Annotated in this window: 17 protein-coding genes and 1 pseudogene; 3 read left to right on the top strand and 15 right to left on the bottom strand. The window is 62.8% G+C overall.

Annotated features, from left to right (window positions below; translation table 11 throughout):
- Positions 1-64: 64 nt before the first annotated feature.
- The 9 genes and pseudogenes from F2P44_RS24025 to F2P44_RS36635 form a co-directional block, all read right to left on the bottom strand.
- Positions 65-940, bottom strand: a complete 876-nt coding sequence (locus tag F2P44_RS24025) for an ABC transporter permease subunit (protein WP_229423719.1) — start codon at positions 938-940, stop codon at positions 65-67.
- Entirely contained in the window at positions 937-1,842 is a 906-nt protein-coding gene (locus tag F2P44_RS24030; RefSeq protein WP_167090049.1) for an ABC transporter permease subunit, read from the bottom strand. The genes F2P44_RS24025 and F2P44_RS24030 overlap by 4 nt, the downstream gene beginning before the upstream one ends.
- 7 nt (positions 1,843-1,849) lie before the next feature.
- Positions 1,850-2,983: an ABC transporter ATP-binding protein gene (locus F2P44_RS24035; RefSeq protein ID WP_167090051.1), complete on the bottom strand. Its 1,134-nt coding sequence runs from the start codon at positions 2,981-2,983 to the stop codon at positions 1,850-1,852.
- A 67-nt stretch (positions 2,984-3,050) separates the two neighbouring features.
- Positions 3,051-4,172 (bottom strand): polyamine ABC transporter substrate-binding protein, encoded by a 1,122-nt coding sequence (locus F2P44_RS24040; RefSeq protein WP_167090053.1) that lies wholly within the window; start codon positions 4,170-4,172, stop codon positions 3,051-3,053.
- A gap of 23 nt (positions 4,173-4,195) precedes the next feature.
- Positions 4,196-5,629, bottom strand: a complete 1,434-nt coding sequence (locus F2P44_RS24045) for an aspartate aminotransferase family protein (RefSeq protein ID WP_370662744.1) — start codon at positions 5,627-5,629, stop codon at positions 4,196-4,198.
- Positions 5,630-5,682: 53 nt separating this feature from the next.
- Positions 5,683-7,053, bottom strand: a complete 1,371-nt coding sequence (locus F2P44_RS24050) for a glutamine synthetase family protein (RefSeq protein ID WP_167090057.1) — start codon at positions 7,051-7,053, stop codon at positions 5,683-5,685.
- A gap of 145 nt (positions 7,054-7,198) precedes the next feature.
- On the bottom strand, positions 7,199-7,963 hold the full coding sequence (locus F2P44_RS24055; protein ID WP_167090059.1) for a gamma-glutamyl-gamma-aminobutyrate hydrolase family protein: 765 nt from the start codon (positions 7,961-7,963) through the stop codon (positions 7,199-7,201).
- A 241-nt stretch (positions 7,964-8,204) separates the two neighbouring features.
- Entirely contained in the window at positions 8,205-8,690 is a 486-nt protein-coding gene (locus F2P44_RS24060; protein ID WP_187363413.1) for a PEPxxWA-CTERM sorting domain-containing protein, read from the bottom strand.
- Positions 8,664-8,720: pseudogene (locus F2P44_RS36635) on the bottom strand (hypothetical protein); the annotation flags it as partial. The gene F2P44_RS24060 and the pseudogene F2P44_RS36635, both read right to left, overlap by 27 nt.
- A gap of 178 nt (positions 8,721-8,898) precedes the next feature.
- Here F2P44_RS36635 and gabD point away from each other — a divergent pair.
- The gene (gabD, locus tag F2P44_RS24070) at positions 8,899-10,353 is read left to right on the top strand and encodes an NADP-dependent succinate-semialdehyde dehydrogenase (RefSeq protein ID WP_167090061.1); all 1,455 of its coding nucleotides are present in this window, start codon (positions 8,899-8,901) and stop codon (positions 10,351-10,353) included.
- Between the two features lie 24 nt (positions 10,354-10,377).
- Here the strand turns inward: gabD and F2P44_RS24075 are convergent, their stop codons facing one another.
- Positions 10,378-10,746: a nucleotide pyrophosphohydrolase gene (locus F2P44_RS24075; RefSeq protein ID WP_167090063.1), complete on the bottom strand. Its 369-nt coding sequence runs from the start codon at positions 10,744-10,746 to the stop codon at positions 10,378-10,380.
- Positions 10,747-10,934: 188 nt separating this feature from the next.
- On the opposite strand from F2P44_RS24075, the gene F2P44_RS24080 reads away from it, so the two are divergent.
- Positions 10,935-11,693 carry a carbonic anhydrase gene (locus F2P44_RS24080; RefSeq protein WP_167090065.1) on the top strand — a complete coding sequence of 253 codons (759 nt, stop codon included), beginning with the start codon at positions 10,935-10,937 and terminating at the stop codon, positions 11,691-11,693.
- Positions 11,694-11,834: 141 nt separating this feature from the next.
- Here F2P44_RS24080 and can read toward each other — a convergent pair whose 3' ends face one another.
- The 4 genes from can to grpE form a co-directional block, all read right to left on the bottom strand.
- Positions 11,835-12,494 (bottom strand): carbonate dehydratase, encoded by a 660-nt coding sequence (can, locus tag F2P44_RS24085; protein ID WP_167090067.1) that lies wholly within the window; start codon positions 12,492-12,494, stop codon positions 11,835-11,837.
- An 88-nt stretch (positions 12,495-12,582) separates the two neighbouring features.
- The gene (dnaJ, locus tag F2P44_RS24090) at positions 12,583-13,716 is read right to left on the bottom strand and encodes a molecular chaperone DnaJ (RefSeq protein WP_167090069.1); all 1,134 of its coding nucleotides are present in this window, start codon (positions 13,714-13,716) and stop codon (positions 12,583-12,585) included.
- A 137-nt stretch (positions 13,717-13,853) separates the two neighbouring features.
- Positions 13,854-15,794 (bottom strand): molecular chaperone DnaK, encoded by a 1,941-nt coding sequence (dnaK, locus tag F2P44_RS24095; RefSeq protein WP_167090071.1) that lies wholly within the window; start codon positions 15,792-15,794, stop codon positions 13,854-13,856.
- A gap of 91 nt (positions 15,795-15,885) precedes the next feature.
- Positions 15,886-16,422 carry a nucleotide exchange factor GrpE gene (grpE, locus tag F2P44_RS24100; protein WP_167090073.1) on the bottom strand — a complete coding sequence of 179 codons (537 nt, stop codon included), beginning with the start codon at positions 16,420-16,422 and terminating at the stop codon, positions 15,886-15,888.
- A gap of 179 nt (positions 16,423-16,601) precedes the next feature.
- Here grpE and F2P44_RS24105 point away from each other — a divergent pair, with 179 nt between their 5' ends.
- Positions 16,602-16,766, top strand: coding sequence for a hypothetical protein (locus F2P44_RS24105; protein WP_167090075.1), 165 nt, complete (start codon positions 16,602-16,604; stop codon positions 16,764-16,766).
- A gap of 50 nt (positions 16,767-16,816) precedes the next feature.
- On the opposite strand, the gene hemH is transcribed toward F2P44_RS24105, so the two are convergent.
- Positions 16,817-17,923 (bottom strand): ferrochelatase, encoded by a 1,107-nt coding sequence (gene hemH, locus F2P44_RS24110; RefSeq protein WP_167090077.1) that lies wholly within the window; start codon positions 17,921-17,923, stop codon positions 16,817-16,819.
- Between the last annotated feature and the right edge of the window lie 307 nt (positions 17,924-18,230).

The raw sequence follows: 18,230 nt of genomic DNA on the forward strand, positions 1-18,230 counted from the left end.
GGGCCAACGGTGAGGGCGGCGGGCACGCCGTGCCCACCACCGTAAACAGCGGCCGAAGAGCGTGCTATGACTTGACTGCGGCCGCCACCTGCTTCTGGCGCTGCCGCTCGGCGCGCGCCATCATGATGGCGGCGACGATCACGCCGGCCGACACCACCAGTATCGTCAATGCCGCCACCGCGTTCACGCGCGGGTCCAGGCCCAGGCGCGCGCGCGACATGATCACCAGCGGCATGGTCGTCGCGCCCGGACCGGACAGGAAGTTCGACAGCACCACATCGTCGAGCGAGAGCGTAAACGTAAGCAGCCAGGCCGAGGCCAGCGACTGCGTGATGTTCGGCAGCGTCACCAGGAAGAACACCTGGTGCGGGCGGCAGCCAAGGTCCATGGCCGCTTCTTCGAGCGAGCGGTTCATCTCGCGCAGGCGCGCCTGCACCACCACGGCCGCATACGCCACGCCGAGCAGCGTGTGGCCCATCCAGATGGTGAAGGCGCCGCGCTCGGGAAAGCCGAAGATCTTCTGCATGGAGACCATCATCAGCAGCAGCGACAGGCCGATGATCACATCGGGCATGACCAGCGGCGCGCTGACCATCCCGGAGAACAGCAGGCGGCCGGGAAAGCGCTTGTAGCGGTTCAGGGCAAAGGCGGCAAAGGTCCCCAGTACCACGGAAGCCGTGGCGCACATCAGGGCGATTTTCAGCGACAGCACGAAGCCGCTGACCAGCTCCGCATCCTTGAACAGCTCCGGATACCACTGGGTCGAAAAGCCGCTCCACACCATGTCCTGGCGCGAGCTGTTAAACGAAAACACGACCAGTACCACGAGCGGCAGGTACAGGAACAGGTAGCCCAGCGAGAGCCATCCGCGGCCGAACCAGCGGGCCAGCGCGGTCTTGTCCATTCGCTTGTTCATTTGCTTGCTCATTTGCTTGCTCATGCGCGGCCCTCCTCTTCCTGTTCGGCCTTGTACTTATTGAAGACAGCCATCGGCACCAGGATCAGCAGGATCGCCACCACCGCCAGCGCCGAGGCGCGCGGCCAGTCGGTGTTGATAAAAAATTCGTCCCACATCAGGCGCCCGATCAGCAGTGTCTCGGGGCCGCCGAGCAGTTCGGGAATGACGAACTCCCCCACGCCCGGAATGAACACCAGCATGGCGCCGGCGATGATGCCGGACTTCGAGAGCGGCACGGTGACGCGCCAGAAGGCTTGCCACGGTGTGGCGCCCAGGTCGGCCGCTGCTTCCAGGAAGCGCACATCCATCTTCACCAGGTTGGAGTACAGCGGCAGGATCATGAACGGCAGGTAGGCGTAGTACATCCCCAGCACCAGCGCGAACGGGGTGTTCATCATTTTCAGCGGTTCGGTGATCACGCCGAGCCACATCAGCAGGTTGTTGAGCAAGCCCTGGTTGGCCAGGATGCCCTTCCAGGCGTAGATACGCAGCAGGAAGGAAGTCCAGAACGGCAGCATCACCATCATCAGCAGCACCGGACGGTGCGCCGGTTTGGCGCGCGCCATGAACCAGGCGAAGGGGTAGCCGGTCACCAGGCACAGGACCATGGTCACGCCCGCATAGGCGAGCGAGCGCAGGAAGGTCCACAGGTAGTTGTCGTCCTCGGTCAGGGCGACGTAATTGACGATCTTGGCCTTGATGCTGATGACCCCATCGCTGAAGGTGAGCAAGGGGCCGAACGGGCTGCCGCTGTCGTCGAGTTCCGCAAAACTCATGCGCAGCACGATCAGGAACGGGATCAGGAAGGCGATCGTCAGCCAGACGAAGGGCAGGCCGATGACGAAGCGGCGGCCGGCCGCGGGGGGGCGCAGGATTGTGCTCATGGCCGCCTCAATTGGTCAGGACCACGATGTCGCTGCCGTCCCACCATGCGACGACGCGCTGGCCGCGCTCCATGCGGGCCTCTTCATGGCGCGCGGCGTTGGTGCGCGCAACCTTGAGGATGCCGCCCTGCGCCATGCGCACCTGGTAGTGGGTCTCGTTGCCGAAGTAGGAGACGTTGACGATCTCGCCGGCCACGCAGTTGTAGCCGTCTTCGGCGGCCGAGGCGCGCTGCTCCACGCCAGGCATGTCGCGCTGCAGGGCGATTTTTTCGGGCCGCACCGCCACGCTGACCGGCATGTTGTTGGTGCCGCTGATGCCGTGGCTGACGTAATGCCGGCATTCGGGCGTCTCGACGATGACGTGGTCGGGCTGGTCGACCCGCACATGGCCGTCGAACATGTTGACGCTGCCGATGAAGTCCGCCACGAAGCGGCAATTGGGCGTTTCGTAGATGTCGCCTGGCGCGCCCACCTGCAAAATGCGCCCTTCGCTCATGACGGCGATGCGGGTGGCCATGCTCATGGCCTCGTCCTGGTCGTGGGTGACCATCACGCAGGTCACGCCGACCTGCTCGATGATGTTCACCAGTTCCATCTGGGTTTGCTCGCGCAGCTTTTTGTCGAGCGCGCCGAGCGGCTCGTCGAGCAGCAGCAACTGGGGACGCTTGGCCAGGCTGCGCGCCAGCGCCACACGCTGCTGCTGCCCGCCCGAGAGCTGGTGCGGCTTGCGCTTGGCGTAGGCGCCCAGCTGCACCAGCGCCAGCATCTGGTCGACCCGTTCGGCGACGGCCGCCTTGGCCAGGCCGTCGCGGCGCAGGCCGAAGGCGACGTTGTCCCACACCGTCAGGTGCGGGAACAGCGCATACGACTGGAACATCATGTTGACCGGGCGCTCGTAGGGCGGCACGCCGACCAGGTCCTGCCCGGCCAGTTCGATGGCGCCCGAGGTCGGCGTCTCGAAGCCGGCCAGCATGCGCAGCAAGGTCGACTTGCCGCAGCCGGAGCTGCCCAGCAGCGCGAAGATCTCGCCCTTGTTGATGGCGAGCGAAATGTCGTTCACGGCGCGCACGCCGTCAAAGGCCTTGACGAGGTTGCGGATCAGGAGAAATGGCTGCGGGCTTGCGGGTTGTGCAATCGTCATATGAATGATGAAAGAATAGGCAAAGCCGCAATTTTATCGGACATACGCCGGTATGCAGGCAAAATGATTACATCCCGGTCTTAAAACGCGTAAATACGCGCGTCATGGTGCGGCGCGCGTCGGCGTTCAGGGGCTCGGGCACCACCATGCGCTGCTTGTCGGCGTCGGGCAGGTAGACCGTGTGGTTGCCGGCGATGTCCGGCCGCACCAGGCGCGTGGCGGCCGCATTCGGGTTGGCGTAAAAGACCTTGTTGGTCAGGCTCGCGTGCACCTCGGGGCGCAGGATGTAGTTGATCCACAGGTGGGCGTTGCCCGGATGCGGGGCGTCGGCCGGAATGGCCATGGTGTCGAACATCAGGGTGGCGCTCTTGGGCACCAGCGCCACGATGTTCTGGCCGTTCTTGCTGTCGATGGCGCGCTGGCGCGCGATGTTGATGTCGCCCGACCAGCCGAGCGACACGCACAGGGCGCCGTTGGCCAGGTCGTTGATGTAGCCGGCGGAACTGAACAGGGTCACCGATGGACGGATCGCCTGCAGCATGCGGGCCGCGTCCTGGTAGTCGGCGCTGTTTTTCGAGTAGGCCGGCTTGCCGATGTAGAGCAGCGCGGCGGGCAGCACCTCGGACGGGGAATCGAGAAAGGAGATGCCGCACGATTTGAGCTTGCTGGCGTAGCGCGCATCGAACACCAGATCCCACACATTGTCGGGCATCGGCAGGCTGCCCAGGGCCGCCTTGACCTTGTCGACGTTGATGCCGAGCGTGGTGTAGCCCCACAGCCAGACCACCAGGTGCTTGTTGTCCGGGTCGAGCCGTTTGACCAGCGTTTGCAGCGCGGGGTCGAGATTGGCCAGGTTGGGCAGGCTGGCCTTGTCGAGGGGGCGCAGCAGGCCGCCATCGATCTGCAGGCGCGCCCAGTGGGCCGTGGGGACCACGATGTCGTAGCCGGTTTTGCCGGCGCTCAGCTTGGCGTGCAGGACCTCGTTGCTGTCGAACAGATCGTAGCGGACCTTGATGCCGGTTTCTTTTTCGAAGTTGCGGACCGTGTCCTCGGCGATGTAGTCGGACCAGTTGTAGATGTTGAGGATTTTTTCTTCGGGCGGGGCGGAACCGGCGGGAAGGTGGAAGCTGGCGGCGACGGCCGCGAGGCCGAGGATGAAGCACTGTGCGATGCGGCGTATCGTCTTCATCCTGCCTCCCGTTTAACGTGAATTCAAGTGACCCATCCCCGCTGCTGCAAGTCGATCAGGGTGGCCTCGAGGCAGTACCTGATCTTGAAAATCATTTCGTCGATCTGCGCGCGCGTCATCACCAGCGGCGGCGCGATGATCATGCGCTCGCCCACGGCGCGCATGATGATCCCGTTGGCGAACATGTAGCCGCGGCAGATCATGCCCACGCCCTGCTCCGGATCGAAGAACTCGCAGTCGTGCACCGTTTCAGCCTTGGTGCGCACCAGGTTCAGCCCCGCCACGAAACCGCAGCTGTCGGCGTAGCCCACCAGCGGATGGTCCATCAGGGCCGCGAACTTCTCCTTGAGGTAAGGCCCCGTATCTTGCGCCACCTGCTGCACCAGGCGCTCGTCGATCAGGATGCGGATATTTTCCAGCGCCGCCGCACAGGCCACCGGATGGCCCGAATACGTGAATCCATGATTGAAGTCGCCGCCCTCGTGGATCAGCACGTCCGCCACCCGGTCACCGACCAGCACGCCACCTAAGGGAACATATCCCGAGGTCACACCCTTCGCGAATGTAATCAGATCAGGTTTGATCTGCATCAACTCGGAGCCAAACCATGTACCAAGACGGCCAAAACCGCAAATGACTTCGTCGGCGATCAGGAGCACGCCGTACTTGTCGCAGATGCGCTGTATTTCTGGCCAGTAGGTCGCCGGCGGGATGATCACGCCGCCCGCGCCCTGCACCGGTTCGCCGATGAAGGCGGCCACCTTGTCGGGGCCGACCTCGAGGATTTTGGTTTCCAGCCAGCCGGCGGCCACGATGCCGAATTCGTCGGCGCTCATGCCGCTGCCGTTTTCCAGGTAGTTGGGCTGGCCGATATGCTCGATCCCGGGGATCATGCCGCCCTGCTCGTGCATGCCCGCCATGCCGCCCAGCGCCGCGCCGGCCACCGTGCTGCCGTGGTAGGCGTTGTAGCGGCTGATGATGGTGTGGCGCTGCGGGCAGCCTTTCAGGTCCCAGTAGCGGCGCACCATGCGCAGGTTGGTGTCGTTCGCTTCCGAGCCGGAGCCGGTGAAGAACACGTGGTTGAACTGGGGCGGCGAAATCTCCACCAGCAGCGCGGCCAGGCGCGTGGCCGGCACGTTGGTGGTGTTGAAGAAGCTGTTATAGAAGGGCAGCGTCTGCATCTGGCGGTACACCGCGTCGGAGATGCTGGTGCGGCCGTAGCCGACATTCACGCACCACAGGCCCGACATGCCGTCGAGGATCTTGTTACCTTCAGAATCCCACAGGTAGATGCCGTCGCCGCGCACCATCACGCGCGCGCCGCGCTCGCCCAGCGCCTTGTGGTCGGTGAAGGGATGCATGTAGTGCGCCGCGTCCTGGCGCTGGATTTCGGCGGTGTCGTAGACGTCGTGGGTGGCGGCCTTGATCGACGCGACCAGCGCGGCGCTCGGGACCATGGGGTTGGCTGTCATGATGAACCTCGTTCTGGTTATTATTGGTGGCGTGATGCTTACACGTGCAGCAGCAGGTGCTCGCGTTCCCACGGGCTGATGACGGTCATGAATTCCTGGTGTTCGAGGTCCTTGATGGCCGCGTAGACGTCGATGAAGCGCTCGCCCAGCACCGTGCGCAGCTTGTCCTCGGCGCGCAGCAGGTGCAGCGCTTCGGGCAGGCCCTGGGGCAGCTCGAACGGCATTTCGTAGGCGCTGCCGTTCATCATCGGGGTCGGTTCCAGCTGCTCGGTCATGCCAAGGTAGCCGCAGGCCAGGGTCACGGCCAGCGCCAGGTAGGGATTGGCGTCGGCGCCGATGATGCGGTTTTCCACGCGCCGGTCCTGCACGCCCGATTCGGGCACGCGGAAGCCCACCGTGCGGTTGTCCAGGCCCCACTGGATATTGATCGGCGCAGCCGTGTGGCGCACGATGCGGCGGTACGAATTGACGTACGGCGCGACGATCGCCATGGCCGACGGCATGTAGCGCTGCAAGCCGCCGATGTACTGCTTGAACAGGGGCGAGGCGGAACCGTCTTCGCTGCTGAAGATATTCAGGCCGGTCTTGGTGTCGACGACGCTCTGGTGCACGTGCATGGCCGAACCGGGTTCGCCCGCCATCGGCTTGGCCATGAAGGTGGCGTACATGTCGTGCTTGAGGGCCGCTTCGCGCAAGGTGCGCTTGAAGAAGAACACCTTGTCGGCCAGGCCGAGCGGATCGCCATGCAGGAAGTTGATTTCCATCTGGCCGGCGCCGATCTCGTGGATCAGGGTGTCGACGTCGAGGTTCATCAGTTCGCAGTAATCGTAAATGTCCTCGAACAGCGGATCGAATTCGTTGACGGCGTCGATGCTGTAGACCTGGCGGCTGGTTTCGGCGCGGCCGCTGCGGCCGATCGGCGGTTTCAGGGGCAGGTCGGGATCGATGTTCTTGGCGGTCAGGTAAAACTCGAGTTCGGGCGCCACCACCGGCTTCCAGCCTTTGTCGGCGTATAGTTTCAGGACCCGGCGCAGCACCGTGCGCGGGGCGAAGTCGACCAGTTTGCCGTCGGCGAAATAGCAGTCGTGGATCACCTGCGCGGTCGGGTCGACCGCCCACGGCACCATGGTGATGGTGGTCGGATCGGCCTTGAGGATCATGTCGCGGTCGGTGGCCGAGATGGCGCGGTCGTAGGCTTCGTCATCCAGCGGGTAGTTGCCGGTCACGGTCATGCCCAGCACAGCCTCGGGGATGCGCATGCCGCGCTCCTGGGTGAATTTGCCGCGCGGGAGGATCTTGCCGCGCGCGACCCCGGTCAAGTCGGGGATCAGGCATTCGATTTCGGTGACCCGTTTCTCGTTGAGCCACAGGTCCATGTCGGTATAGGTGAAGTTTTCGCGAATTGCCATGATGTTCTCTCTGTAGTTTGCGCTCTGTGTTGCTCGCACGCGCGCGGGCAGATGCCGCCGGCGTGCTGTGGAAGCGGGGATGGAAAGCGGCGCTACGGCACGCAGCGCAAGGCCCACTTTTCGTAGTGACTGGTGGCGTGCGTCTTCATGCACTCCCCTCGCGCCTGGCCTGGAAGGCGCGGCAAGCCTGGCCGAAGGCGCCGAACATCGTCATCGAATCGGGGTTGTCGAGGATCTGCCATTCGGGGTGCCACTGCACCGCCAGCGTAAAGCCGGGCGCGGACGGCACCGAAAACGCTTCCACCAGGCCGTCGCGCGAGACCGCTTCGATGGCGATGCCGGGCGCGAGCCGGTCCACGCCCTGCCCGTGCAGCGAATTGACGGCGATGCGGTCAAGTCCGCCGAGCATGCGCTGGAAGGCGCCGCCGGGCGTGAGCATGACGTCATGGGCCGGGCCGTACTGGTCTTCGATGGCGGCGTCGGGGTCTTCGCGGTGGTCCATCTTGCCTTCGACTTCCTGCACCGCCTGATACAGGCTGCCGCCCAAGGCCACGTTCATCTCCTGGAAACCGCGGCATACCGCGATGATGGGGATGCCGCGTTCGAGGGCGGCGCGGATCAGCGGCAAGGTGGTGGCGTCGCGCGCGCGGTCCTGCGGCAGGCCCGGGTCGAGCACATCCTGGTCGTAGTAGCTCGGATGCACGTTCGAGGCCGAGCCGGTGAGCATGATGCCGTCGCACACGGCCAGGGACGCCTCCAGGTCGAGCGCGGCGCCGAGCGCGGGCAGGATCATGGGAGCGCAGTCGGCGCCGAGGACGACGGCGTCGACATATTTGAGCTGCGCGGCGTGATACGGATGAGGTCCGATCTGGCGCGTGCAGGCGGGAACGAGAACGATAGGGCGGCGCATGATTGTCGGTATAGGAACGAATAACGCACTCGTTTCATCATAATGGCTAATCGGCCTGATGGCGAGTGCTGCTTGATCCATCTCAAATGGACGACCTAGGCTGGACGCAGGTCAATGCATCGCGCCACCGTTAGAGCTTACCGGCAAGTTGTCAAACATGCCAACACGAACTACCTGTACGAAAATATTGCACAATGGAAACTAATTGCTTAACCGAGGTCAGACCCCGGTTGAGCAAGCGTTAGCGGCGCGAGCGCACGCCCGCCAGCGCCAGCCCGGCCAGCAGCATGGCCCAGGTAGCCGGTTCCGGTACCGGCAACATGTTGGCCGGGTCCAGCCGCAGCATGCCGCATACCCCCAGCCCATCGTGGCAACCACTCGCGGCAATCTGCCCCAGGTCGTTGATCGCGCCGGCATCGTTCAGGTGCCAGCCCGAAGCCGGGTCAATCAGCGAATCGAGATTGCGTACCGCCCCGCCCTCCCATAGCACCGCTTCATTCACGTCCCAGCCCTGATAGGACTGCCCCACCACCTGCCCCCGGTTGTTCATCCCGCGCGCGGCGCTGCCCATGCCGGAGAGCGCGCCCAGGTCGCTCATCACGCCATTCACGTACAAAAAGGCGTGCTCGCCCCCTCCCTCCAGCGACGAGGAGCCGGCGATGTGTCCGGCGTCGTTGATTGCGGCGGCGTCCGACCATTCCCCGCCCAGGGTGCCGAGGTCGCGCATCGTGCCGTTCTCGTACAGGAAGGCGCTTGTGCAGCCACAAACGCTTCCGCGCGCAGGACGTGCGGCCTGCGCCGGGTCAAGACGACAGTGGCCGGATGCTGCCGGTTGGCATCATCCGGCGGGTGCGCGCGCTACCGGGCAATCGATGGCAAAAAACGCTAAGATGGTTGCCCGGCCTTCGCGCCAAGCCTTTGACGAAAGCACCCCTATGTTGAATCTGAAAGACCCTGCTCTGCTGCGGCAGCAATGTTTTATCGATGGCGAATGGTGCGATGCGGACAATGGGGCCACCATCACGGTCACCAATCCGGCCACCGGCGACACGCTGGGCACGGTGCCGCGCATGGGCGCCGCCGAAACGGCGCGCGCGATCGCGGCAGCCAACGCGGCCTGGCCGGCCTGGCGCAAGAAGAGCGCGCGCGAACGCAGCGTCATCCTGCGCGATTGGAACGACCTGATGATCGACAACGCCGACGACCTGGCCCTGATCATGACCGCCGAACAGGGCAAGCCCTTGCTCGAATCGAAGGGCGAAATCGCTTACGCGGCCTCCTTCATCGAGTGGTTCGCCGAGGAAGGCAAGCGCATCGAGGGCGACACCTTGCAGTCGCCCTGGGCCGACCGGCGCCTGGTGGTGACCAAGGAGCCGATCGGCGTGTGCGCGGCGATTACGCCGTGGAATTTTCCAGCGGCGATGATCACGCGCAAGGCCGGCCCCGCACTGGCGGCCGGCTGCCCGATGGTGGTCAAGCCGGCCGAGCTGACCCCGTTCTCGGCCCTGGCCCTGGCCGCGCTGGCCGAGCGCGCCGGCATGCCGAAGGGCGTGTTCAGCGTCGTCACGGGCGACTCCAAGGCCATCGGCACCGAAATGACCGGCAATCCGCTGGTGCGCAAACTGAGTTTCACGGGCTCGACCCAGGTCGGCCGGGTATTGATGGAACAATGCGCGCCGACCATCAAGAAGCTGTCGCTGGAACTGGGCGGCAACGCGCCCTTCATCGTGTTCGACGATGCCGATCTCGATGCGGCGGTCGAGGGCGCCATCGCGTCGAAGTACCGCAACGCCGGCCAGACCTGCGTATGCGCCAACCGCCTGTATGTGCAGGATGGGGTGTACGAGCAATTCGCCGAGAAGCTGGTGGCGGCGGTGGGCAAGCTCAAGGTCGGCAATGGCCAGGATATGGGCGTGACGCAGGGCCCGCTGATCGAGGAAAAGGCCGTGCAGAAGGTCGAGCAGCATATCGCCGACGCACTCTCCAAAGGCGCACGCCTGCTGACCGGCGGCAAGCGCCACGCGCTGGGGCACAGCTTTTTCGAGCCGACCGTGATCGCCGACCTGACATCCAGAATGCAGGTGGCGACCGAGGAAACCTTCGGCCCGCTGGCGCCGCTGTTCCGCTTCGATACCGAGGATGATGTGATCGCCATGGCCAACGATACCGAGTTCGGGCTGGCGGCGTACTTCTATTCGCGCGACATCGGGCGCGTGTGGCGCGTGGCCGACGCGCTCGAGTCCGGCATGGTCGGGGTCAACACGGGCCTGATTTCAACCGAAGTGGCCCCGTTCGGCGGCGTCAAGCAGTCGGGACTGGGGCGCGAAGGCTCGCGCTACGGCATCGACGACTACCTGGTGGTCAAGTACATCTGCATGGCCGGATTGTAAGCGTCGCGGCCGTCCCCCGCCGGCTCAGTCCGGCGGGTATTCGTGGTATTTGCGCGCATCGCCGCGCACCTTGTCGGCCGGGTACTTGGCGCGGTTGAGCGCCATCTTTTCTTCCACCGCCGCGCCCAGGTCGACATCGAGCTGGTCCGCCAGCAGCACCAGGTAGACCAGCACATCGGCCATTTCGTGACGCACTTGCGTCAGCTTGTCCGCGCCCAGCTCTTCCTGCGTGCCCGTCTTGAGCCACTGGAAATGTTCGAGCAGTTCGGCCGCTTCCACCGACAGCGCCGACGACAGGTTCTTGGGCGTGTGGAACTGGCCCCAGTCGCGCTCGGCGACAAAGGTGCGCGCCACGGCGCGGATCTCATGCAGGTGATTGTTTCCGTAATTCAAATTTCTGCTCCCTTAAGTATTTTCCACACTTGGCCGGCGCGGCCCCGAATAGCATCTTGTTGCATCTTTGCAGCAGGGGCTGGCTTTGTTGTATTTACCCGCCCCAGGAAAAGATATGATGACGGCGCAGAGCGGGCGCGACGGCGCCACTCCGTTACGGTACCCCATTCGACCACAAGGAAAAAAACATGATTACACGCATGACCGTCGTTTCGCTGGCGCTGGCTGCGCTGCTGCCACTGTCCGCCCAGGCACAGCATACCAGGCATGAATGGACTTACACGGGTGCCACCGGACCGGCGAAATGGGGCGGCATCAAGTCCGATTATGTGACTTGCAAGACGGGCCACCAGCAGTCGCCGATCGATATCCGCACCAGGGCGACCACCAAGGCCGACCTCGATCCGATCACCTTCGAGTACCAGCCTTCGCCGCTGAAAATCATCGATAACGGGCACACGGTCCAGGTCAATCATGCGCCGGGCAGCGGGATGTCGATTGGTGGCGTGCGTCATGAATTGCTTCAGTTCCACTTCCATACGCCAAGCGAAGAGCTTATCAACGGCAAGTCGTATCCGCTGGGATTGCACTTGGTGCACAAGAATGCGGACAACAAACTGGCCGTGGTCGCGCTGCTGTTCAAGCTGGGCAAGGAAAACCCGGCGCTGACCAATATCTTCAACAATCTGCCCAAGAAAGCCGAAGTCGAGCAGGCCGTCGAGGGCGTGACGATCGACATGATGGGCATCCTGCCGCCGACCCAGGGCTATTACAATTTCCCGGGTTCGCTGACCACGCCGCCGTGCAGCGAGGAAGCGAACTGGTTCGTGCTCAAGACGCCGGTGGACATATCGAAGGCGCAGCTGGCGCAGTTTCACAAGCTGTACAAGCACAATGCGCGTCCGGTGCAGCATCTGAACGGGCGTGTGGTAAAAGAAAGTAAGTAAGGCGGCAATCCTAAAAACCGTCGCCCCCGCGCAGGCGGGAACGCATGCGTTCCCCCCAAGTTGGCTCCGCAGCCAGCAACTGAGCTGAGAACTTGGGCCCCCGCCGAGTGCCGCCTTGGCGCGGGGCCGACGGTTTAACAGTTATTCCTGATACTCCAGCAAGCGCGACGCCAGCTTCGGCGCCAGCTCATCGGCCCCGCTCACGCTCATGCCCAGGTCGCGCAGCAAGCCGTCGTGCAAGCCATACACCCAGCCGTGCACGGTCAGCGGCTGTCCGCGTTCCCACGCATCCTGCACCACCGTCGTCTGCGCGGTGTTGACCACCTGCTCGATCACATTCAATTCGCACAAGCGGTCCGCGCGCGCACGCGACGGCAAGGCATCGCCCAGGTATTTGTCATGCTTTTGCTGCACATCCTGCACATGGCGCAGCCAGTTGTCGGCCAGGCCCACGCGCTTGTTGATCATGGCCGCATGCACGCCCGAGCAGCCATAATGCCCGCAAATAATCACATGCTTGACCTTCAACACGTCGATGGCGAACTGCAGCACCGTCAGGCAGTTCAGGTCGGAATGCACGACCACATTGGCGATGTTGCGATGGACGAACAGTTCGCCCGGCGCCAACCCCAGCAATTCATTGGCCGGCACGCGGCTGTCGGAACAGCCGATCCACAAATACTCCGGCGACTGCTGGGCAGTCAGGGCCTTGAAGAAGTTTTCATCCTTGGCCACCATGGCCGCAGCCCAGTCGCGGTTGCGTTTGAATAGCGCGTCGATATCTTGTTGTACTGGAGTCATGTTAGTCCTGTCTGCTCGAAAAAAAACCGCTGAGAGGCCCATGGGCCCAATTCAGCGGTTCGGATGAAAAGGCATGGCTACGCCCGCCTTATTCGAAAAAATCTTTCACCTTGTCCATCCAGCCCTTGCTCTGCGGGCTATGCTTGCCGCCGCCTTCGACCGTCAGGCGCTCGAATTCGCGCAGCAGGTCTTTTTGCTTGTCGGTCAGCTTGACCGGCGTTTCGACCGCCACGTGGCAGAACAGGTCGCCCGCGTAACCGGAGCGCATGCCCTTGATGCCCTTCGCTTTCAGGCGGAAGGTCTTGCCCGATTGCGTGCCTTCAGGAATCGTGAACGAGACCTTGCCGGACAGGGTAGGCACTTCGATGTCGCCGCCCAGGGTCGCCTTGACGAAGGAGATCGGCATTTCGCAATGCAGATCGTCGCCTTCGCGCTGGAACACCGCGTGCGGCTTGATGTGCACTTCCACATACAGGTCGCCCGGCGGCCCGCCGTTGGTGCCCGGCTCGCCGCTGCCCGTGAAACGGATGCGCATGCCATTGTCGATACCGGCCGGAATATTCACTTCCAGCGTCTTGCTGCGCTTGATCCGGCCTTCGCCGCCGCAGGGCGCGCATGGATCGGCAATGACCTTGCCGTTGCCATGGCACTTGGGACAGGTCTGCTGGATGCTGAAAAAGCCTTGCTGCATGCGTACCTGGCCGTTACCGCCGCAGGTGGTGCAGGTCACCGGCGAGGTGCCCGGCTTGGCGCCGCTGCCGTGGCAGGTGTCGCACTTTTCCCAGCTCGGTACGCGGATGTCCTGGGTATGGCCGTGCGCAGCCTGCTCGAGCGTGATCTCAAGGTTGAAGCGCAAATCGGTGCCACGGTACACTTGCGGGCCGGAACTGCGTCCGCGCGCGCCACCGCCGAAAATATCGCCGAAGATATCGCCGAAACTGTCCGCGAAGCCACCGGCACCGGCGCCGCCGAAGCCAGCGCCGCCACCCATGTTCGGATCGACGCCCGCGTGACCGTAACGGTCGTACGCTTCGCGCTTTTCCGGATTGGTCAGCATTTCGTACGCTTCTTTGACTTCCTTGAACTTTTCTTCCGATTCCTTACTGTCCGGATTGCGGTCCGGATGGTATTTCATCGCAAGCTTGCGATACGACTTCTTGATCTCTTCCTCAGAAGCATTCTTGGCGACCCCGAGGATCTGGTAAAAATCACGCTTTGCCATTTGTCGGCACCTTGCTGTCTAGCTACTACGCTACTGTTTATGCAAAAAAACCGAGCCGCTGGGGCTCGGCTTGTCGTGGCCTTTGCTCGATCCGGTGCCGGCCGCTTACCTGCAGCGGCCCGCACCCAGCTCCGGCATTACTTGGCGTCTTTGACTTCCTTGAAGTCGGCATCGATGACGTCATCCTGCGCCGGCTTGCCTTCATTGCCGCCCGACTGCTGGCCGCCTTCGGCGCCGCCCGCAGCTTGCTTGGCTTGCATGTCGGCATACATCTTCTCGCCCAGCTTCTGCGAGACGGTCGACAGCGTTTCGATCTTGGCATCGATCTCGGCCTTGTCGCCGCCCTTGATCGAGGCTTCCACTTCAGCGATCGCCGCTTCGATGGCTTCCTTCTCGCCCGCTTCCAGCTTGTCGCCGTATTCGGTCAGCGACTTGCGGGTCGAGTGCACCAGGCCATCGGCCTGGTTGCGCGATTCGGCCAGTTCCTTGACCTTCTTGTCTTCTTCGGCGTTGACTTCGGCGTCTTTCACCATCTTCTGGATTTCCGCCTCGGTCAGGCCGGAGTTGGCCTTGATCGTGATCTTGTTTTCTTTGCCGGTGGCCTTGTCTTTGGCGCCGACGTGCAAGATGCCGTTGGCGTCGATGTCGAAGGTCACTTCGATCTGTGGCGTGCCGCGCGACGATGGCGGGATGCCTTCCAGATTGAATTCGCCCAGGCCCTTGTTGCCGGACGCGATTTCACGCTCGCCCTGGAACACCTTGATGGTCACCGCAGGCTGGTTGTCTTCGGCGGTCGAGAACACCTGGCTGAACTTGGTCGGGATGGTGGTGTTCTTGTGAATCATCTTGGTCATCACGCCGCCCATGGTTTCGATACCCAGCGACAGCGGGGTCACGTCCAGCAGCAGCAAGTCCTTGCGCTCGCCCGACAGCACGGCGCCCTGGATGGCGGCGCCGACAGCGACGGCTTCGTCCGGGTTCACATCCTTGCGCGGATCCTTGCCGAAGAATTCCTTGACCTTTTCTTGCACCTTCGGCATCCGGGTCATGCCGCCGACCAGGATGATGTCGTCGATGTCGGAGACCTTGACGCCGGCATCCTTGATCGCCATCTTGCATGGCTCGATGGTGGCCGCGATCAGTTCCTCAACCAGCGACTCGAGCTTGGCGCGGGTCATTTTCAGGTTCAGGTGGACCGGCGCGCCGTTCGCCATGGCGATGTACGGCTCGTTGATTTCGGTTTGCTGCGAGGACGACAGTTCGATCTTCGCGCGCTCGGCCGACGCCTTGATGCGCTGCAGGGCGATCGGATCTTTTTTCAGGTCCAGGCCGTTGATCTTCTTGAATTCGTCGATGATGTAATCGATGATGCGCTGGTCGAAGTCTTCGCCGCCGAGGAAGGTGTCGCCGTTGGTCGACAGCACTTCGAACTGCTTTTCGCCATCGACGTCGGCGATTTCGATGATCGAGACGTCGAACGTGCCGCCGCCCAGGTCATACACGGCGATCTTGCGGTCGCCCTTGTCGGTCTTGTCCAGGCCGAATGCCAGCGCGGCCGCGGTCGGCTCGTTGATGATGCGCTTGACGTCCAGGCCGGCGATACGGCCGGCGTCCTTGGTGGCCTGGCGCTGCGAATCGTTGAAGTACGCAGGCACGGTAATGACCGCTTCGGTCACTTCTTCGCCGAGGTAGTCTTCGGCGGTTTTCTTCATCTTGCGCAGGACTTCAGCGGAAATTTGCTGTGCCGCCAGTTTCTTGTCGCGCACGCCGATCCATGCATCGCCATTGTCGGCTTTGATGATCGAATACGGCATCAGGCCGATATCTTTCTGGACTTCTTTTTCGTCGAACTTGCGGCCGATCAGGCGCTTGACCGCGAACAGGGTGTTCTTCGGGTTGGTGACCGCCTGGCGCTTGGCCGGCGCGCCAACGAGGATTTCGCCATCTTCTTGGTAAGCAATAATGGAAGGCGTCGTACGCGCGCCTTCTGCGTTCTCGATTACCTTTGGCTGACCGTTTTCCATGATGGCCACGCAAGAGTTCGTCGTGCCCAGGTCAATACCGATAATTCTGCCCATGATGTTTTCCTTTTAATTACTTAGTTTCAGATGACTTGAATATGTGGAAAAACTGCGCGCTTTCAAGACCTTGCAAGAGAGCACGCTGTATTTATTTTGCTTGCGCCGCAGTAACGATGGCAGGACGCAACAAGCGGTCGGCGATCATATAGCCTTTTTGCAGCACGGTGACCACGGTATTGGCTTCCTGGTCGGCCGGCACCACGGCGACGGCCTGGTGCTTCATCGGATCGAGCTTGTCGCCCTGGGCCGGCAGCACTTCGACCAGCTTGTTCTTCTCGAACGCGGAGGTCAGTTGCTTGAGGGTCATTTCGACGCCTTCTTTCAGCGACTCGATCGATGGGGTTTCGACCTTGAGCGCCATTTCGAGGCTGTCGCGCACCGGCACCATGGCCTCGGCGAAACTTTCGATGGCGAATTTGTGCGCCTTGTTGACATCTTCCTGGGCACGGCGGCGGATGTTCTCGCCTTCAGCCTTGGCGCGCATGAAGGCGTCGTGCATTTCGGCCAGTTTGGCTTCGGTGGCACTCAACTGCTCTTCGAGGCTCGGCTCGCCGTTGACCGGAGCTGCCGCCTGCACGGCGTCGTCGGATGGTTGTTGCACTTCCTGATTTTCTTGGTCTTGCATCGGAAAAACTCCTGGAATCAATGACTTAGCGATTTGTTTGACGTGTCTTGCTAACCACACAGCCACCCAGATGGGGCTATAAGCACCATTTTCAAGGGGAATCCTGAAGCGTTGCTTTTTCATGCAATGTTACAAATCTTACCAATAAGGAGATTCATTTCAGGACGGCCAGGACTACCATGAAGTCATTCAGCCTGCATGCGCGAACACCGCTCGCGCGAAGCTGTTTCAGGGAGTTCGACATGAAGTTGCCGTTGATTGCCGCCAGCGTCGTTGCCTACACCGTGCTTGCGCTGGTCATGATCTGCTACGCCGGTCTGAGTGGGCACGGCTCGCTATTTTAACAGGCGGCAAATAGCGCCTGTCAATTTCGCGCCCGCGCGGCGCGCCGGGCTCAGCTTGCGCCGAGCGCGGCGGCGCTGCGCCGTCCCGCTTCCTTGTCCTGCTTGTCGGCCGCGCGCTGTGCCGGCGTGGCCTTGGTGTCCCAGCCCCCCAGGTGTTGCTCGGTGATGTCGGCCAGGCCGGCAATCCACGTCGGCGACTCGTTCAGGCAAGCGATGTAGTGGAACTCGCGTCCGCCCGCCGCCTCGAAATCGTGCTTCGCTTCCATCGCGATTTCTTCCAGCGTTTCCAGGCAATCGCTGGTAAAGCCGGGGCAAATCAGGTCCACGCGCTTGAGGCCGTCCTTGGCCATCTGCACCAGGGTCGGCGCCGTGTAGGGCTGCAGCCACTCGGCCTTGCCGAAGCGCGACTGGAAGGTCACCAGGTATTGTTCGCTTGAAAGGCCCAGCTTGGCCGCCAGCAGGCGCGCCGTCTTGTGGCACTCGCAGTGGTAGGGGTCGCCCAGCATCAGGGTGCGTTTCGGCACGCCGTGAAAACTCATCACCAGCTTGTCGCCGCGGCCATTGATTTTCCAGTGCGCCAGCACGCTCTCGCGCAGGGCGTCGATGTAGCCGTCCTGGTCGTGGTAATGCTTGATCATGCGCAGTTCCGGCACGTTGCGCACCCCGCGGTAGTGAGCGAACACGGCGTCGCTGATGGAGCCGGTGGTGGTGCCCGAATATTGCGGGTAGGCCGGCAAGATCGCGATGCGCTCGCAGTTCTCGGCCTTGAGCTGGTCCAGCACTTCAGGCAGCGAGGGCGAGCCGTAGCGCATCGCCATCACCACCTTCACCGAATCATGGCCGCGCTCGCCCAGCAGGCCGCGCAGCAGGATCGCCTGTTTCTGGGTGTGCACCTTGAGGGGAGAGCCTTCCTTGGTCCAGATCGAGGCGTACTTGGCGGCTGACTTGCTGGAGCGGAATGGCAGGATGAGCAGGTGCAGGATCATCCACCAGATAGCGCGCGGAATCTCCACCACGCGCGGGTCGGACAGGAATTCCTTCAGGTAGCGCCGCACCGCCGGCGTGGTCGGCGCGTCGGGCGTGCCCAGGTTGACCAGCACCACGGCGTTGCGGGTTGGCGTGCCGTGGGTGAAGGGGGGTTCTTTGCGGAAGGACATGGGAGCGGCGATCGTGAGCGGGAGAGCCGATATTATAGGGTTCTGGGTTAAATCCCAGTACTATTTAGCGTGTGTTGAACCGGTTTTAGGAGGTGTGACCCGGTGGCACGACAACCACCGACCGCCGAACTAAGCCCCGTCGTTCCCGCGCCACGGCGGCACTCGGCGGGAACCCAAGTTTTTCGCGCACAGATAACGGCTCCGGCACGAACTTGGGTTGCCGTGGGGGCGCCTAGCCCTTCGCGGGAAGTCGTTTCTGGCAGTGCCAGGAACGACGGCTATACGGTCGGCGGTCGGCGGTCGGCGG

Source organism: Massilia frigida, assembly GCF_011682175.1.
GTDB lineage: Bacteria > Pseudomonadota > Gammaproteobacteria > Burkholderiales > Burkholderiaceae_D > Telluria_A > Telluria_A frigida.

Excerpts from the sequence above, each read along its gene's own strand:
- hemH (WP_167090077.1), bottom strand. The coding sequence starts at position 17,923 with ATGTCCTTCCGCAAAGAACCCCCCTTCACCCACGGCACGCCAACCCGC.
- grpE (WP_167090073.1), bottom strand. The coding sequence starts at position 16,422 with ATGCAAGACCAAGAAAATCAGGAAGTGCAACAACCATCCGACGACGCC.
- F2P44_RS24105 (WP_167090075.1), top strand. The coding sequence starts at position 16,602 with ATGAAGTCATTCAGCCTGCATGCGCGAACACCGCTCGCGCGAAGCTGT.
- F2P44_RS24060 (WP_187363413.1), bottom strand. The coding sequence starts at position 8,690 with ATGCGCGACCTCGGCACCCTGGGCGGGGAATGGTCGGACGCCGCCGCA.
- F2P44_RS24045 (WP_370662744.1), bottom strand. The coding sequence starts at position 5,629 with ATGGTCCCGAGCGCCGCGCTGGTCGCGTCGATCAAGGCCGCCACCCAC.
- F2P44_RS24040 (WP_167090053.1), bottom strand. The coding sequence starts at position 4,172 with ATGAAGACGATACGCCGCATCGCACAGTGCTTCATCCTCGGCCTCGCG.
- can (WP_167090067.1), bottom strand. The coding sequence starts at position 12,494 with ATGACTCCAGTACAACAAGATATCGACGCGCTATTCAAACGCAACCGC.
- gabD (WP_167090061.1), top strand. The coding sequence starts at position 8,899 with ATGTTGAATCTGAAAGACCCTGCTCTGCTGCGGCAGCAATGTTTTATC.
- F2P44_RS24030 (WP_167090049.1), bottom strand. The coding sequence starts at position 1,842 with ATGAGCACAATCCTGCGCCCCCCCGCGGCCGGCCGCCGCTTCGTCATC.
- dnaK (WP_167090071.1), bottom strand. The coding sequence starts at position 15,794 with ATGGGCAGAATTATCGGTATTGACCTGGGCACGACGAACTCTTGCGTG.
- F2P44_RS24025 (WP_229423719.1), bottom strand. The coding sequence starts at position 940 with ATGAGCAAGCAAATGAGCAAGCAAATGAACAAGCGAATGGACAAGACC.
- dnaJ (WP_167090069.1), bottom strand. The coding sequence starts at position 13,716 with ATGGCAAAGCGTGATTTTTACCAGATCCTCGGGGTCGCCAAGAATGCT.
- F2P44_RS24035 (WP_167090051.1), bottom strand. The coding sequence starts at position 2,983 with ATGACGATTGCACAACCCGCAAGCCCGCAGCCATTTCTCCTGATCCGC.
- F2P44_RS24050 (WP_167090057.1), bottom strand. The coding sequence starts at position 7,053 with ATGGCAATTCGCGAAAACTTCACCTATACCGACATGGACCTGTGGCTC.
- F2P44_RS24080 (WP_167090065.1), top strand. The coding sequence starts at position 10,935 with ATGATTACACGCATGACCGTCGTTTCGCTGGCGCTGGCTGCGCTGCTG.
- F2P44_RS24055 (WP_167090059.1), bottom strand. The coding sequence starts at position 7,963 with ATGCGCCGCCCTATCGTTCTCGTTCCCGCCTGCACGCGCCAGATCGGA.